Origin of the sequence: Pseudomonas sp. ATCC PTA-122608 (assembly GCF_001952855.1) — a bacterium.
Taxonomy (GTDB): domain Bacteria; phylum Pseudomonadota; class Gammaproteobacteria; order Pseudomonadales; family Pseudomonadaceae; genus Aquipseudomonas.
Genome location: NZ_LPNO01000003.1, coordinates 139168 through 155661, shown reverse-complemented (window position 1 = coordinate 155661; position 16494 = coordinate 139168). Strand labels below are relative to the sequence as shown.

General features: G+C 61.7%; 9 protein-coding genes and 2 pseudogenes. 7 read left to right on the top strand and 4 right to left on the bottom strand.

Annotation, left to right across the window (positions count from 1 at the left end; translation table 11 throughout):
- The 3 genes from AU074_RS05235 (at position 1) to AU074_RS05225 (ending at position 3548) form a co-directional block, all read left to right on the top strand.
- Positions 1–897 (top strand): LysR family transcriptional regulator, encoded by an 897-nt coding sequence (locus AU074_RS05235; protein WP_076013810.1) that lies wholly within the window; start codon positions 1–3, stop codon positions 895–897.
- 104 nt (positions 898–1001) lie between these two features.
- Entirely contained in the window at positions 1002–1895 is an 894-nt protein-coding gene (locus AU074_RS05230) for an NAD-dependent epimerase/dehydratase family protein (protein WP_076013809.1), read from the top strand.
- 207 nt (positions 1896–2102) lie between these two features.
- Entirely contained in the window at positions 2103–3548 is a 1446-nt protein-coding gene (locus AU074_RS05225; protein ID WP_076013808.1) for a SulP family inorganic anion transporter, read from the top strand.
- Between the two features lie 118 nt (positions 3549–3666).
- Here AU074_RS05225 and AU074_RS05220 read toward each other — a convergent pair whose 3' ends face one another.
- Positions 3667–4059 (bottom strand): lysozyme inhibitor LprI family protein, encoded by a 393-nt coding sequence (locus AU074_RS05220; protein WP_076013807.1) that lies wholly within the window; start codon positions 4057–4059, stop codon positions 3667–3669.
- 193 nt (positions 4060–4252) lie between these two features.
- On the opposite strand from AU074_RS05220, the gene AU074_RS05215 reads away from it, so the two are divergent.
- The 4 genes from AU074_RS05215 to AU074_RS05200 are packed head-to-tail and all read left to right on the top strand — an operon-like array spanning position 4253 to position 8391.
- Entirely contained in the window at positions 4253–5656 is a 1404-nt protein-coding gene (locus AU074_RS05215) for a gluconate:H+ symporter (protein WP_076013806.1), read from the top strand.
- Positions 5657–5667: 11 nt separating this feature from the next.
- Positions 5668–6528: a MurR/RpiR family transcriptional regulator gene (locus AU074_RS05210; protein ID WP_076013805.1), complete on the top strand. Its 861-nt coding sequence runs from the start codon at positions 5668–5670 to the stop codon at positions 6526–6528.
- A gap of 1 nt (position 6529) precedes the next feature.
- Positions 6530–7993 (top strand): amidohydrolase family protein, encoded by a 1464-nt coding sequence (locus AU074_RS05205; RefSeq protein WP_076013804.1) that lies wholly within the window; start codon positions 6530–6532, stop codon positions 7991–7993.
- Between the two features lie 29 nt (positions 7994–8022).
- Positions 8023–8391, top strand: a complete 369-nt coding sequence (locus AU074_RS05200) for a glyoxalase superfamily protein (protein WP_010174227.1) — start codon at positions 8023–8025, stop codon at positions 8389–8391.
- A gap of 172 nt (positions 8392–8563) precedes the next feature.
- Here AU074_RS05200 and AU074_RS34785 read toward each other — a convergent pair.
- From AU074_RS34785 to AU074_RS05190, 3 genes and pseudogenes are all read right to left on the bottom strand, one after another.
- Positions 8564–9160: pseudogene (locus AU074_RS34785) on the bottom strand (methyl-accepting chemotaxis protein); the annotation flags it as partial.
- A 258-nt stretch (positions 9161–9418) separates the two neighbouring features.
- Positions 9419–10450 (bottom strand): annotated as a pseudogene (locus tag AU074_RS34780) (methyl-accepting chemotaxis protein); the annotation flags it as partial.
- Between the two features lie 217 nt (positions 10451–10667).
- A complete protein-coding gene (locus AU074_RS05190) occupies positions 10668–16421 on the bottom strand; it encodes a membrane-targeted effector domain-containing toxin (RefSeq protein WP_076013802.1) in 5754 nt (1917 codons plus the stop codon).
- Positions 16422–16494: the final 73 nt, after the last annotated feature.

Here is a 16494-nt window from a genome sequence, read left to right as displayed (position 1 = left end):
TTGAAAGCCCGATCCGATGAGCTACAGATCTTCGTCTGCGTAATTGAATGCGGGTCGATTTCCGCCGCCGCCGAACAGGTTGGGCAGACGCCGTCGGCAGTCAGCCGCACCTTGTCGCGCCTGGAAGCCAAGCTCGACACCACCCTGATCAACCGCACCACACGGCGTATGGACCTGACCGAAGAGGGCAAGTATTTCTTCGAGCGGGCCAAGGTGATCCTCGAGCAAATGGACGACCTGGAAGAGCGCCTGTCGTCGCGCCAGCAAACCCCCTCGGGGCGCCTGCGGATCAACGCGGCATCGCCGTTCATGCTGCATGCGATCGTGCCGTACATCGCCGAGTTTCGTGGCCTGTACCCGGACATCCAACTGGAGCTGAACAGCAACGACCTGATCATCGACCTGTTGGAGCAGAGCACCGACATTGCCATCCGCATTGGCGCCCTCGCGGACTCGACCCTGCATGCCCGCTCACTGGGATGCAGCCCGCTGCATATCCTCGCCAGCCCGGCTTACCTTGAACAACACGGCACGCCCACCACCGTAGCCGAACTGGCCGGACACAGCTTGCTCGGGTTCACCCACACCGAAACCCTCAACCACTGGCCGCTGCGCCATGTGCACGGCGATCGCTGGCAGATCCAGCCGAGCGTCGCCGCGTCCAGCGGTGAAACCTTGCGCCAGCTGGCGCTGGAAGGGCAGGGCATCACCTGTCTGTCGGACTTCATGACCGCCCAGGACATCAAGAGCGGGCGCCTGATACCGGTGCTGGCGGAGTTCAACAGCGGCTATCGCCAGCCGATCAACGCCGTGTACTACCGCAACTCGCAGTTGGCCTTGCGCATCCAGTGCTTCCTGGACTTTATCCAGGGCAAGCTGGCCAGCTATGCCAGCTGATTCGTGACCCCGGCGCAAGAGTGAATTGGGCAATACGGACTTATTCGGAATGGATAGGTCCGCAATACTGACGCCATCAATTACTCACGCAGGGAGACACCTCCATGAACGTATTCATTACCGGCGCTGCCGGTTTTATCGGCGGCTCCATCGCCACTGGCCTGGTCAAGGCCGGCCATAAAGTGATCGGCCTGGTACGCAGCGCCGAACAAGCCGAAGAAATGACTGCACTGGGCATCACGCCGGTGATCGGCACGTTGGATGACAGCGCACTGCTGACCGAGCAGGCGAAGAACGCTGACGCCGTTATCAACGCCGCCAGCAGTGACCATCGCGGCGCCGTGGAAACCTTGCTGGCCGCGTTGCGCGGTTCCAACAAAACCTTCCTGCACACCAGCGGTTCGAGCATCGTCGGCGATGCGTCGGGCGGTAAGTCCAGCGATGTCATCTACTTTGAAGACAACTTGCCGGAGCCGACTGTCGACAAGGCCGCTCGGGTGGCTATCGACAATTTGATCCTCGCTGCCGCCAAAGACGGCGTGAACTCGGCGGTGATCTGCAACACCCTGATCTACGGCCACAGCCTTGGCGTTAAGCGCGACAGCGTGCAGTTGCCACGGTTGCTCAAGCAGGCGCGTAAAAGTGGCGTTGTGCACCATGTGGGCACCGGCCAGAACATCTGGTCCAACGTGCACATCGAAGACGTGGTCGCGCTGTACCTGCTGGCGCTGGAAAAGAATGTGCCGGGCACGTTCTACTTTGTGGAAAGTGGCGAAGCGGCGTTTGTCGACATGACCACCGCGATTGCCGAAGCATTGAAGCTGGGCAAGCCACAGGATTGGCCGTTGGCAGATGCTGAAGCCGAGTGGGGCTATGAAATGGCCAACTACGGTTTGGGCTCCAACAGCCGGGTGCGTGGCAAGCACGCCCGCGAACTGCTGGGTTGGGCGCCGAAGCGCACTTCTGTAGTCGAGTGGATTCGCAACGAGATGGTGTGATGTTCGCTTGAAACCGAGGCGAGCCCTTCGCGAGCAAGCCCGCTCCCACATTTGACCGCATTCCAAAGTTGGAACTCGGTTAAGTGTGGGAGCGGGCTTGCTCGCGAAAGGGGCGACTCGGTCCAACGGTCTTATCCAACACTAGCCCCACTTCACTCATTTCCGTACCATCCCCCGCCTTATCCCTCGCAACTCCCCGGTACTTCAATGAACCTCACCCGTCTGCGCGCCGACGCCCTGGCCGGACTCACCACGTCTTTTGCCTTGCTCCCCGAGTGCATCGCCTTCGCCCTGGTGGCTCACCTCAACCCGCTGATGGGCCTCTATGGCGCGTTCATCATCTGCACCCTCACCGCGCTGTTCGGCGGCCGACCCGGCATGGTCTCCGGTGCCGCCGGTTCGATGGCGGTGGTGATCGTTGCGCTGGTGGTGCAGCACGGCGTGCAGTACCTGCTTGCCACGGTGTTGCTGGGCGGCTTGATCATGGTCGCCTTCGGCCTGTTGCGCCTGGGCAAGCTGGTGCGCATGGTGCCTCACTCGGTGATGCTCGGGTTCGTCAACGGCTTGGCAATCATCATCGCCCTGGCGCAGTTGGAGCATTTCAAGAGCGGTGACACCTGGCTCAGCGGCACGCCGTTGTACGTGATGACCGGGCTGGTCGCGGCAACCATGGCCATTGTCTACCTGCTGCCGCGCCTGACCCGCGCGGTGCCGCCAGCCCTGGTGGCGATCCTCGGCGTGGGCCTTGCGGTGTACCTGCTCGGCTTGCCGACCCGCACCCTGGGCGATATGGCTCACATCGCCGGCGGCCTTCCGACCTTCGCGTTGCCGCAGATTCCCTGGACCCTCGAAACCCTGCACATCATCGTGCCTTACGCGATCCTGATGGCCATGGTCGGCCTGCTGGAAACCCTGCTGACCCTCAACCTAACCGACGAAATCACCGAAACCCGTGGCTACCCCGACCGCGAAAGCGTGGCCCTGGGCGCGGCGAATATGGTCTCGGGCTTGTTCGGTGGCATGGGTGGCTGCGCGATGATCGGGCAAACCGTGATCAACCTCAGCTCCGGCGGGCGCGGGCGGTTTTCCGGTGTGTTCGCCGGGGTGATGATCCTGTTGTTCATTCTGTTTCTGTCACCGCTGATCGAGCGCATTCCGCTGGCGGCGCTGGTAGGCGTGATGTTCGTGGTGTCCCAGCAGACGTTTGCCTGGGCTTCGTTGCGGGTGATCAACAAGGTGCCGCTGAACGACGTGCTGGTGATCATGGCGGTGACGGTGATTACCGTGTTCACCGACCTGGCGACCGCAGTGCTGTGCGGGATTGTGATTGCGGCGCTGAACTTCGCCTGGCAGCAAGCGCGCGAGCTGTACGCGGACGAGCATATGGAAGCGGACGGCAGCAAGCTCTATCGGCTGCATGGCACGCTGTTCTTCGCCTCGACCACGCCGTTCCTGAACCGGTTCGACCCGGCCAACGACCCGGCCCAGGTGACGCTGGATTGTCGTCATTTGAGCTTTGTCGACTATTCGGCAATTGCGGCGTTGATGACCCTGCGGGAGCGCTACACCAAGGCCGGCAAGCACTTGCGGGTGCTGCACCTGTCTGAGCGCTGCCGCAAACTGCTCAAGCGTGCGCGGGTGCAGCACGACTGACAGTTGTGATCGTTCCCACGCTCTGCGTGGGAACGCCGCCCTGGACGCTCCGCGTCCGCTCTTAAAGTCGTGACGCGGAGCGTCACAGGATGCATTCCCACGCAGAGCGTGGGAATGATCATGGCCCGACCAGGTTTTCCAGCTCCTGGGCGCGGGTCTGGGTCATGTCCAGCACGCAGCCGGAGCCGTTGACCTGATCAATGGTGCCGCCGGTTGCTGAGCCGATGAACCCGCAGTTGGCATCGCGAAACTTGATCCACTGGCGTTGCACGTCTTGCAGCTGCTGCTTGCGGTTGCCTTCCATCGCGGTCATGGCGGCTTTGTAGGCGGTGTTCAGGCGTGCGTCCTGCACCTTGGTTTCCTTGGCGTTGCAATCGACCATGTCGGCGGTGGTGTTGGCGCCGTCCATGCATTTTTTCAGCGCCGGATTCTCGTCGGCTGAAGCCGTGCCGCAAAAGGCCAGCAGCAGTGCTCCGGCAGCGAAAGGAACAAGCAGGTGGTTACGATTCATTCTGGGTTTTCCTGGTCATGAGTCGGTGTGCAGTTTAAGACTCGGCCTGCGCAGTTGAGTTTCCAGCCCCGGCGATCTTCATGTAAGAACGCCCCCCGAATTTTCATCCACTGACCCAGGGCATATCCCTGTGCGACAGGGCTTGTCTGTGGGCGAAAATTACTTTCATAAAAATTGAAAATCCACCTCGGTAATGATTTATGACTTTCACAACCTATTCGACGTGACCCTTTCCGAGGAGTACCGCATGGCCGCATCACCGGGGTATTGGCTGCTGATCTACGCCGCCATCGCCATCATTGCATTGATCGTATTGATCGCGCGTTACCGGCTCAACCCGTTTATCGTCATCACCCTGGTGTCTATTGGCCTGGCGCTGTTGGCCGGGATGCCGGCGGATACGATCATGGGTTCCTACGAGGCCGGCGTCGGCAAGACGCTGGGGCATATTGCGCTGGTGGTCGCGCTGGGCACGATGCTCGGCAAGATGATGGCCGAGTCCGGCGGCGCCGAGCAGGTGGCGCGCACGTTGATCAACCGGTTCGGCGAGCGTAATGCGCACTGGGCGATGGTGTGTATCGCGTTCCTGGTGGGGCTGCCGCTGTTCTTCGAGGTCGGTTTTGTATTGCTGGTGCCGATCGCCTTTACCGTGGCGCGGCGGGTGGGCGTGTCGATCCTGATGGTCGGTCTGCCAATGGTGGCCGGCTTGTCGGTGGTGCATGCGCTGGTGCCGCCGCATCCGGCGGCGATGATGGCGGTGCTGGCGTATAACGCGTCGGTTGGGCAAACGGTTTTGTATGCGATTCTGGTGGGTATCCCAACGGCGATCATTGCCGGCCCGCTGTACGCCAAATTCATCGTGCCACGCATTCACCTGCCGGCGGAAAACCCGCTGGAGCGCCAGTTCATCGACCGCGAGCCGCGCACCCGTTTGCCGAGTTTCGCCCTGACCATGGGCACCATCCTGTTGCCGGTGGTGCTGATGATGATCGGCGGCTGGGCCAACCTGATTTCCACACCGGGCACCGCCTTCAACCAGTTCCTGTTGTTCATCGGTAACTCGGTAATTGCGCTGCTGGTGGCGACCCTGGTGAGCTTCTGGACGCTGGGCCTGGCCCAGGGTTTCAACCGCGAATCGATCCTCAAATTCACCAACGAATGCCTGGCACCCACCGCCAGCATCACCTTGCTGGTGGGCGCGGGCGGTGGTTTGAACCGGATTCTGGTAGACGCTGGCGTCACCAATGAAATCCTCGGCCTGGCCCATGCCTTCAACCTGTCGCCATTGGTGATGGGCTGGCTGTTCGCTGCGTTGATGCGCATCGCTACCGGCTCGGCCACGGTGGCCATGACCACCGCCTCGGGCGTGGTAGCGCCGGTCGCCATGGGGCTGGGTTATCCACACCCTGAGTTGCTGGTGCTGGCCACCGGTGCGGGCTCGGTAATCTTTTCCCACGTGAACGACGGCGGCTTCTGGCTGATCAAGGAATACTTCAATATGACGGTGATCCAGACCTTCAAGACCTGGACCGTGCTGGAGACCCTGATTTCGGTGGTTGCCTTCGGTCTGACGTATGGTCTGTCCTGCATCCTGTAACCGGAGACCTCATGGACATCCTCTACCAGATCCGCGCCCGCCAGGATTCCTTCAGTGCCGGCGAAGGGCGTATCGCCAAGCTGATGCTTGATGACGTTGGTTTCGCAGCGTCCGCCAGCCTGGAAGAGTTGTCCCAAAGGGCCGAGGTCAGCACCGCCACCTTGTCGCGTTTTGCCCGCAGCGTCGGGTGTCGTGACTTGCGTGACCTGCGCCTGCAACTGGCCCAGGCCAGCGGCGTCGGCAGTAGGTTTCTCGACCCGGCGGGTTTGCCTGAGCAGTCGGCCTTTCACCGGCAGATTCTCAGCGATATCGAATCGACGTTGCGCCGGCATTTGTCCGGTTTCAACCAGCGCAGTTTTGTCGACGCCGTGAGCCTGCTGGGCAAAGCGCGGATGATCCACGCGTTCGGCATGGGTGGGCCGTCGAGCCTGTGCAGCGACGAGTTGAAAGTGCGCCTGGTGCGGCTGGGCTACTCGATCGCCGCCTGCCACGACCCGGTGATGATGCGTGTGACGGCCGCCACCTTGGGCCCGGAACACGCGCTGATTGTTTGCTCGCTGACCGGCATCACCCCGGAGGTATTGGGCGTGGTGGCGCTGGCGCGTAACTACGGCGCCAAAATCATCGCCATCACCCTGCCGGATTCCCCGCTGGCGCAGTTGGCCGATGTGCTGCTGCCGCTGCAACCGGCGGAAACCAGTTTTATCTACAAGCCAACGGCGGCGCGCTACGGAATGCTGTTGGCCATCGACGTACTCGCCACCGAGCTGGCCTTGGCCATGCCGGACGACAACCAGGAGCGCCTGCGACGGATCAAGCTGGCCCTGGACGATTATCGCGGCGGCCCCGACAGCCTGCCGCTTGGAGATTGAAATGAAGTACCACACGTTGATCCGCCAGGCGCTGATCATTGATGGCAGCAACACCCCCGGCTATGTCGCCGATGTGGCCGTGCACGAGGGCCGTATCGAGAAGATCGGCGACCTGTCCCGGGACAGCGCCGAGCATGAAATCGACGCCACCGGGCGCGTATTGGCGCCGGGGTTTATCGACGTGCACACCCACGACGACACGGTAGTGATCCGTCACCCGCAGATGCTGCCAAAGCTGAGCCAGGGCGTGACCACGGTGATCGTCGGCAACTGCGGCATCAGCGCTTCGCCGGTCAGCCTGCGGGCCGATCCGCCGGACCCGATGAACCTGCTGGGCAAGCGCGAGGCCTTCGCCTATCCGCGGTTTGCCGATTACCGCGCGGCGGTGGAAAGTGCCCATCCGGCGGTCAACGTGGCGGCGCTGATCGGCCACACGGCGCTGCGCAGCAACCATATGGACGAGCTGCACCGCACCGCCACTCCCGATGAAATCGCCGCGATGCGCGTGCAGTTGCAGGAGAGTCTTGCGGACGGTGCCCTTGGGTTATCCACTGGGCTTGCCTACGCCAGCGCCTTCAACGCCGAGACCGATGAAGTGCTGCAACTGAGTGAAGAACTCACGGCGTTCGGCGCGGTGTACACCACCCATTTGCGCAGCGAGTTCGAACCGGTGCTGGAGGCCATGGACGAGGCGTTTCAGATTGGCCGGCATGCCAAGGCGCCGGTGATTATTTCTCACCTCAAGTGCGCGGGCGCCGGTAACTGGGGACGCAGTCCGCAGTTATTGGCTTCGCTGGAGCACGCGGCGAAGACTCATCCGGTGGGTTGCGATTGCTATCCCTATGCGGCCAGTTCATCGACCCTGGATCTGAAGCAGGTTACCGACGCGTTTCGCATCACCATCACCTGGTCCACGCCGCATCCGGAAATGGGCGGGCGGGATTTGCACGACATCGCCGCCGAGTGGGCGGTGCCGCTGATGGACGCCGCCCGCCGCCTGCAACCCGCCGGGGCGGTGTATTACGGGATGGATGAGACCGACGTGCAGCGCATCCTGGCGCATCCACTGTCGATGATCGGTTCGGATGGTTTGCCGGAAGACCCGTTCCCTCATCCGCGTTTGTGGGGCGCGTTTCCACGGTTGCTCGGGCATTTCAGTCGAGACCTTGGCTTGTTCCCGCTGCACACCGCCGTGCACAAGATGACCGGTTTGTCGGCGGCGCGCTTTGGCCTGGCCGAGCGCGGTGAGATCCGTGAAGGGCATTGGGCGGACCTGGTGCTGTTTGACCCGTTGCGGGTGCGGGATGTGGCGGACTTCAAGGAGCCGCAGCGCGCGGCGGAAGGGATTGACGGAGTGTGGGTCAATGGCGTGCTGAGCTACAGCGACGGGCAGGCCAACGGACAGCGGCCCGGACGGTTCCTGGCGCGAAACGGGGATTTGCGTAAGGGGTTTGCGGCCGTATAGTGGCCGCTCTCAAACACGGAGCAATCGCCATGCACTTAGGAAAAGTCACCCCCATTTTGCGCAGTTTCGACGAGGCCAGGACACTGGAGTTCTACGTCGACTTCCTGGGGTTCAAGGTCGATTGGCAGCACCGGTTTGAAGACAACTTTCCGCTGTACCTGCAGGTGTCGCTGGGGGAATGCGTACTGCACCTGTCCGAGCACCATGGCGACTGCACGCCGGGTGCGGCGGTGCGGATTCAGGCTCAAGGGCTGGAAGCGTACCAGCAACAATTGCTGGCCAAGAATTACCGCAATGCCAAGCCGGGGATTGAAGACACGCCATGGGGCAGCCGCGAGATGAGCATCAGCGACCCGTCGGGGAACCGGTTGGTGTTTGTTGAGGAAGTAGCGGTTTAAACCCGTTCTAATGTGGCGAGGGAGCTTGCTCCCGTTGGGCTGCGCAGCAGCCCCAAAACCAGGCGCCGGGTTTACCTGAACGGTCTCGGTTGTTTGGGCTGGAGCCGCTTCGCGGCCCAACGGGAGCAAGCTCCCTCGCCACAGTATGAGGGTGCTTGCGTTGAAGGTGTGTTTACACCCGGAAATGGCTGACCATCTGCTGCAACTGCCCGCCCAAACGCGCCAGTTCCACACTCGACTTGGCCGTTTCATCGCTGGCCGCTGCGGTCTGCTCCGACACGTCCCGCACGTTCACGATACTGCGGCTGATCTCTTCCGCCACGGCACTCTGCTGTTCGGCGGCTGCGGCAATCTGCTGGTTCATCGACTGGATGTTCGACACCGTACGTGTGATGTTTTCCAGTGATACACCGGCCTTGCGCGTCAGTTCGACGCTGCTGTCGGTGAGGCTGCGGCTGTTGTTCATCACGGCAGCCACTTGCTGGGTGCCGTTCTGCAAACCGGCCACCAGGCCTTCGATTTCTTCGGTGGATTTCTGGGTGCGCTGGGCCAGGCCACGGACTTCGTCGGCGACCACGGCAAAACCCCGACCGGCTTCACCGGCACGAGCCGCTTCGATGGCGGCGTTGAGTGCCAGCAGGTTGGTCTGTTCGGCCACGGCCTTGATCACGTCCATCACGCTGCCGATCTTGTTGCTCTCTTGTTGCAGGTGCGTCATGGCGTCGGTGGAGCGCGCCACTTCGGCTGCCAAACGCTCGATCTGGGCGATGGCTTCGGCCACCACCTTGTCACCGGCGCGGGCTTCGCCGTCGGCGGCCGAGGCAGCCTGGGACGCTTGTTCGGCGTTACGGGCGACTTCCTGCACGGTAGCGGTCATCTCGTGCATGGCGGTGGCCACTTGATCCGTCTCGATCTTCTGGCTGTTGACCCCGGCGCTGGTCTGTTCGGTCACGGCCGACAGCTCTTCGGCGGCAGCGGCGATCTGGGTCACGCCGTCGCGGATGCCGCTGATCAATTCACGCAGGGTGGTGCCCATGCGCTGGATGCCTTGTTGCAACACGCCGAGTTCGTCGCGGCGGGTCACCTGGATGTTGTGGCTAAGGTCGCCGGAAGCGATGCGCTCCACCACGGCGAGGGTCTCGCGCAATGGGCGGGTGATCTGGCGGGTGATGATCACGGCAGCCACGATACCCACCAGCAATGCCAGCAATGTGCTGATCAGTTGCAGGCTGCGGGCCTGGGCGCTTTCGGCGTCGCGGCGTTGCAGTTGGATGTCGTACAGCTTGTCGCTGATGGTGACGATGTCGGTGCCCTGGATAGTCATTTCTGCCCGGGCCGAGACGATGTTGGCGTTGGCTGCCTTGTAGTTCTGGACGGCGCTGCGATAGGCGCCGAGGGCGGTTTCCAGTGAGCTCAGGGCGGTCTGTTGGCTGGCGCCGAACACCGCATGCAGGCCTTTCAAACCGTCGATGGCTTTCTCGATCTGCGCGGCGGCACGGGCTTCAGTCTCGGCGTTGACGTTGCCGGTGTAGCCGCGCACTTCGTAGCGGGCCAACTGGAACTGTTCCTTGGCGGAGTTCACGGCCTCGAACTGAGCGAAGCGTTCGGTGCTCTCAGGCATCTGGCGCACGCTGGAGTCCAGGGCACTGATCTGCGCGTTGGCGATGTCAGCCTTGTCACCCATGACCTGGCGCGCGGCGTTACCGTTGCGGTAGGCCTCGCGCATTTTGTTCAAGGACTGCTGGTAAGCGGTGATGATCGCTTTTTGCTCGTTGAGCAGCTTGAGGTTGTCCGGGCTCTTGAAGCTGTCCAGCAGCTTCTGTTGCTGGGCGACAAAACCGTCAAGGTTGGTCTGCACGTTTTGCGCCACGGCTTCGTCGCCGTTGGCCAACATGTATTGCAGGCGCACGATTCGCAGTTTGGTCAGCGAAGCGTTGAGCTGGGTGATGTCGCTCATCCAGTTGCTGCGGTCGATCAGGCCGCCCAGGCTGGTCCAGCCGGTGAGCGCGAGGATCGAGGTGAGTACCAGTACCAGGCCGAAGCCCAGGCCCAGTTTCATGTTGACGCTGATGTTGCCGAACCAACTATTCATCGCATTCCTCCAGGAACAGATTTGCGGGTACATCCGGTTGCTGGAAGTAGCGACCAGCCGATGGGTAGTCAGGAGGTATCGGCAGCCCTGGCGAGAGCTGAAACGGTTTTTTCGTGAGGGGAAGATTTATGGACCGTGAGCGACGAGCGGTCGCGCCGCCCTCATGCAGAGGGCGGTACGAGGGTCATTGGACTTGGCGCATTTTTTTGATGGTTGTGATGATGTCGATCAACGCTTCCCTGCTGATGAAGCGGCGGTCATCCAGGTTCCAGCGATTGACGAAGTGACCCCTGGCGTCCTGCTGCAACGCAGTGTGGACCAGGACGCCGTCGCGGTTTTTATGAACCATCTCCAACCCGTCGTCCAGCGTGCGCTGAAGCAGGTAATCGCCTTTGCGCCGCAGGCGTTGTTCGAGGCTGAGCGTTAACGCGGGCACGACAGGTTGCGGCAATGGCGCACCGGCGACTTCGACGTTTTTCTTGAAGTCGTAGCGCACCAATGGCCATTGCTGCTCGCGTGTCATTGCCAGCACTGCTGCGGGTTCGCGCAAAAAACCTGTGGCCGAGCCTGGAGGCACGTCGTCCAGTAGTACGCTGATACCCTTGTTGAGGTCGGCAATGCCCGGTACGCCACGATGAGTGTTGAGATGCGTCTCACCGACCAGTGCAACCCACTTGTGTGGCCCGTGTTGAAGCTGGTCGGCGCGTATCACCTGGGTCGCGAAGTAGTTGAACATTGATGTTCTGGAGGCGGTCATGCCGTCCACCCGCAAACTGGCGACACAATCGAGTGCACGGATCCGAACGTTATGTTTCATCGCCACCTGTACCAGGCTGACAAAGCTATAGGGGTTGTCGGCCGGTACGCCGTGGCCTTTGTCCAATGCGTTGAGGTAGCTCCACAGCTCATCTGGCATAAAGCCCAGGCTGTGGACGATATCCAGATCGGCCTGATGCAACTCGGTGGTGAGTTGCTCCATGTACAGGGTTTTTACCTCGCGCTGGCCTTTCAGGTATTCCATGTGCCGGCTAAGGAAGCCTTTACTTGACGTACTGGAGTGCGCTTCGCCGACCACCAGGCCATCGGCAATGTCCAGCAGTTGGTCGATAAACCTCGCCTCATCCAGAGCGGCTTCGACCGGGGGGACTACCACCCGCGCAGGCGGTGTGTGTTCGGTAAAAAACGCCTGGGCCTGGGCCCGAAGTTTTGTGCGGGTCTGGTCGAAAGTGGTTTGCGCTGCTCGACGGCTGCTGGCGGTCTCCCGGTAGGCAGTAGCGAAGAGCGCGTCACGCGTGCCCATTGGCAGGGTGATTTCATCGCTGATCAGGCTCAGGTGTTCCTGTGGCAGGTCAAAGGTGCTGAAGTGGCGCGGCGCTTCGGCAGGAAGAGGGCGGGTTGGCCGTAACGAGTGCGAGCGTTCCACCCAGGGCCCTGGGCGCTGCGCGGGTGCGGCGACCCGGCCGGCGCTGCTCAAAGACAGCTTCAGATCAGCCTTGGCCAATACATCACCCGGAATGCCGCCCGCCACATCCGCAATGACTTGGGTAGGTTGCTCGAAGGCATCATCGACCCGCAGGGCAATGCTCTTTTGCAGGTCGGCCAGGCCCGGCGTACCGCGATAGGTGCTCATGCGTTTTTGATCAACCAATGCTATCCAGCGTTCGCCCGGCTTTTTGGTTTGGTCGTCGTTAATGATCGTGTGGGAGTAAAAGTTGGTCAGGCGGGTGGAGCGAATCGGGGCCGGGCGTGAATCAACCAGGCACAGGGTGTTTTCCAGGTCGTAGGAGCTAGAGGCATTCAACGACCGGACCTCAATCCCGTGCTGTTGCGCGGTTTTTACCAGCATCCAGTGGCCGTGCAACCCTTCGGGGTCGCGGTAATTTTCCTTGTCGATGGATTTGAGCTGGCCCTCGGCCCGTTTGGAGAAGCCACTGGAAAACCGTGAGTGGGTTTTCAGATGATGAATGTCGCGCCACAGCGGTTCGATATAGAGGACCGTCACGTCGAGTTCGCGCAGGTACTGCATGTTTTCGATCAGCACCTGTTTAGCTACGGTGGAAAACGGTGCCTCGCCCACCACCAGGTTGTGCGCGTCATCGATCAGCAGCTTGAGCAGGTCGCGCACCGCAATGTCTGGCGCGGGGTTCAAGGTTTCGGCCCGGGGAACCACGGCCGGCAAACGAGCAAAAAAAGCGTCGGCGTCATCCGTCAGCGCCTTGACGTTGTCCAGGTGTTGCCTGAGTGCCGGGTCGAGTTGCCGGCGCGAGATCCAGATGCTGTGGGTATTAAGGTCACGATCCAGGAAGGCGATCTGCAAGAACAGCGCCGACCTGTCTTCGGGGGCGATGACGGCCGCTACGTTCGTGCGATATTTTTCCGACAACTCGTAGGGCTGCCCGAGCCTTTCAGGGCCTGGCATGCCACCGATGACACCAGAGCGCTGCCACTGGCCGTCTGCTGTGTGGCTCACCAGCTTGCCAGTGGAGCGCAGCTGCCCGCTGGTGGTGTCATAGCGAAACAGCAGGAATCGTCCCAGGCTGTCCGGGGTATGTGAGGCCCATAAGTTGGCGCCGCCCAACAGCACGGGCTGCATGCCCTGAGGTACCGGGGATTGCGGTTGCAGTTGCTTGATCAGGGTGATTGCCTGCTGCTCCTTGGGGGCACGAGCGATATGGCGCAGCGGCGGGCGGATGAGCCGGGTGGGCGCGAACAACAGTGGCCGCAGGTCGGTCAACAACGCCCCGCCGGCATTGAGCAGCGCTCCCAGGTAGTGGCCCAGTGCGACGGCAGTCTGGTTGCGGCTATAGGCATGCAGCGCGAGCATTGAATCCTTGAACACCAGCAAGCCGCCCAAGGCCAGGCTCAGGGCCGGGAAGGGAGCGGTGAGCACGGCAATGGTGATTTCACCGATGACGCTGACCAGTTCCATGATCATCTGCAGGCGCCCGGACGTGGTGTTTTTGACTTCATCGATGCGATGGCGCAGTGGCTTGTCGTAGCTGTGATAATGCAGGTCTTTGAGTGGCAGTGCGGTGCGGGGCACTTCGTCGAATACGGGCTTGGAGTAAACCCCCTTGAGCTGTGCTGGCAGGCCGGTCACCAATGCTTGCAACTTGGGTTCGAACGCCGCGCGTTCAACGCTGGCAACCCGGCTGATGTAGTAGGTATCCATGCCCTCAAGGTTTTTCAGGCGCTCGTTGAACTCCCGTTGCGGCCTGAAGGCGATACCGTCGGGCGCGTTGGGGGTGTAGAGCAAGGGCAGGTTGTTGGCGTGGTGGAACAGGTAGCAGCCATAGATCACTTGGCCGCTGATGTGGAGTGGGTAAAGGCGATACAGGTTGCGCACGGCATTGCTGTTGTCGGCCAGACTGTCGATGCTCTTTTCCAGCCAGACCAGGTCGGCCGATGCCAGGTAGCCTTGCAGGCAACACTCCAGCGCGGCGACTCGCATGTGCAATTGGGTGACTTCCAGGGCCATCCCACGGTGCCAGCCATAGCTGGCATGTTGCGGGTCCAGCAGGGTTTTCTCGACCTCGGCGACGTAACGATCGCCGACCCAGATGCCCCTTACCGAGTTGCTCACCGTTTGCGCGGTGAGTCGACTCAGGTCGACGCCGGGCGGTCCCTTGAACTGTGCGGTGGTGCTGGCGTCAGGGTTGATAAAACCCAGGCTCGCGTCATAACCATTGCGGTACAGCGTGGTGTAGCTGACGCGTTCGCGCGGGGTGATTACGCCCACCAGGTTTGGGTCTACCGCGGGGGTCGGATTACCCAGCAGTTGGTTGAGTGCGGTTTTTGCCGCCTTGTGCAAGTAACGGTCGAAGTCGGGAAACTGTTGCGGGCTACCCGGGCTTGCGCCGTAGGCCTGTGCAGCGCCCAGCGCCTGTTCCTTGAGGTCGGCGAGTTTCTGTCGGTCAGCCGCTGAAGCCTGGCTCAGCCAATTGGGCATCTGATGCAGGTATTCATCGGCCTGCATGGCCAGCGTCGTGGTGCTCATTTCCACCAGGCAGGCCTCATAGGTGGAGGGCGCGCCGAAACTGATCATCAAGTAATCGCGGTTGGCCGGGATAAAACCCAAAGCGGAAAGCATCGCGCTGTATTTGGGCCGGATCCGGCTTACCACTTGTTCAAGCAGGTAGTCTTTCATGCTGCGCGAGCCTGGAGCGGACGTCACCTCCTGGCTCCAGCCGAGGATATGCGCCTGCAATTCCCGCTCGCTGCCAAAGGCCTGGAACTGTTCGGCGCGAGGCGCGTGAGGCGTGCACAGCAGCAAGCGTTTTACAGCGCCCGTTGCATCGGTCTGGCGCAGGGCCCAGAGGTCTTTGAGCGGTGCCTTGTGCAGGAACAGGCAGCAGGCGGTGAGTGTGAGTGAGGGGCCTTCACTCAGAGTCTGGAGCAGTACGTAGTCGTCAGCACTGATGTGGTTTTGCAACGATGCACAGTAGGCCAGCGCGTGCAGACGGCTGTCGAGCATTTGCTGCATGGCTTCCTGCACCGCGGGGAAACTATGGGCCCGCTTTTGTTCTTCGGCGAAGTTGAGGCTCGGCTGTACCCTGGCCAGCAGGTCGGCCAGGTAGGCAGGTGTTATGTCCTGGAACTCGGGCGGTAGTGACTGCTGGGCGTAGGTCAGTTGGGTGTGTTTGAGAAACGCGGAGTCGGCGTGTTCATCTCCACGGTGCAAGCCACGTACCGCCAGTTGCACCAGGTTGTTGTACTGACGGTACGAGTTGCCTGACTTCAGGGTGCGCTCAGTGCTGATTTGCAGCTGCTCGGGGATCAGGCCCTGGATATCCAGGTCTTCATCCAGGTGCTCAAGCAATTGCACACGCGCCATCGCTTCGGGCGAGGCCGCCGGGCCTAGCCGCGCAAGGACTTGCAGGCTGAGATGTTCATAGGTGCGCAAGTGCGCGGCGAGGGTGCTGCGCTGTGCCTCGCTGGCGCTGCGGTACCAGTCGGGGGCGGATTGGAGCAGCAGTTTTTCGAGCAACTGCTGCGCGCGCAACTCCAGGCGAGACGTCAGGTGCCACGGTGAATTGCGCAGCGCCCGGTCCAGTTCGAGAGCCATTTGGGCGACGTCTGTCGGCGCTGGGTGACCGTCCAGGCCAAGGGCAAACGCGATGTCCTGGCGCTGTTTGTCCTGCAGGGCGCTGTAGGTGTGTTCGTTCAGCGGTACGCTGTCGACAGGGCTCAGCACCAGGGGCCAGATACTGGCGGTATGCAGATGCTGGTGGCGGCGCGGCAGGTGTTGCAACAGCTCCTGGCGCCAGGCCGCCTGGTCCATGCGCTCTCGCAACGTGCGGTCCAGATGCTTGAGCGAGGTGAAGGCTTCCAGGCCTCTGGAGGGGGTGAACAGCACCACATCGCCGTCTTCCGTCTCCAGGTGGGTGACCGCTGCCTGGCTGCGGGTGAGGACAAACGCCCCGGCGAACTCGATGGTTTGTTGACGGTAGCGAAAGGTCAGGCGATGGATCCCCGGACGAAGCTCGGGGCCGCTGACGATGTTCATCACCAACTGTTGGTCACCGGGGTTGAGCAGGCGATCGGCAACCTTCAATTTGACTTCGGCTTCCAGCATCTGCTGGTGGCTGTCGAGTATCCAGTTCTTGCGCAAATGGCCGTTGGGCCGCCGTTCGATTTCCAGGGCGGCCAACTTCTTGTGCAATGCCAGGCTGATGCGCGTGCGGTTCAGCAGGCCCGGCTCGCCCTGGATCACCCAGTCGCGGGGCAGGGTGTAATGCACTTGTGCGTTCTGCAGGACCCAGCGGCTTTCCTCTGCCAGCGCTGCGTGCAGCACCTGCACCGCCAGCAACTCGGCAGAGGACTGCGCTGAGGGCGCTTGGCCATTGGGGAAAACCTGCAAACGATGACCGATTTGCAGCAGGTAGTTGTTCAGTTGTTCGGGGGTTAGCGATGTTGTTTCAGGGGGCTGGGCGGGCATGGCCGGTCCTCAGGGTTGATTGAGCCCTGAGGGTGCGCAGTCTTGCGGTGTGGATGGCGGTAGTTAGTTACTC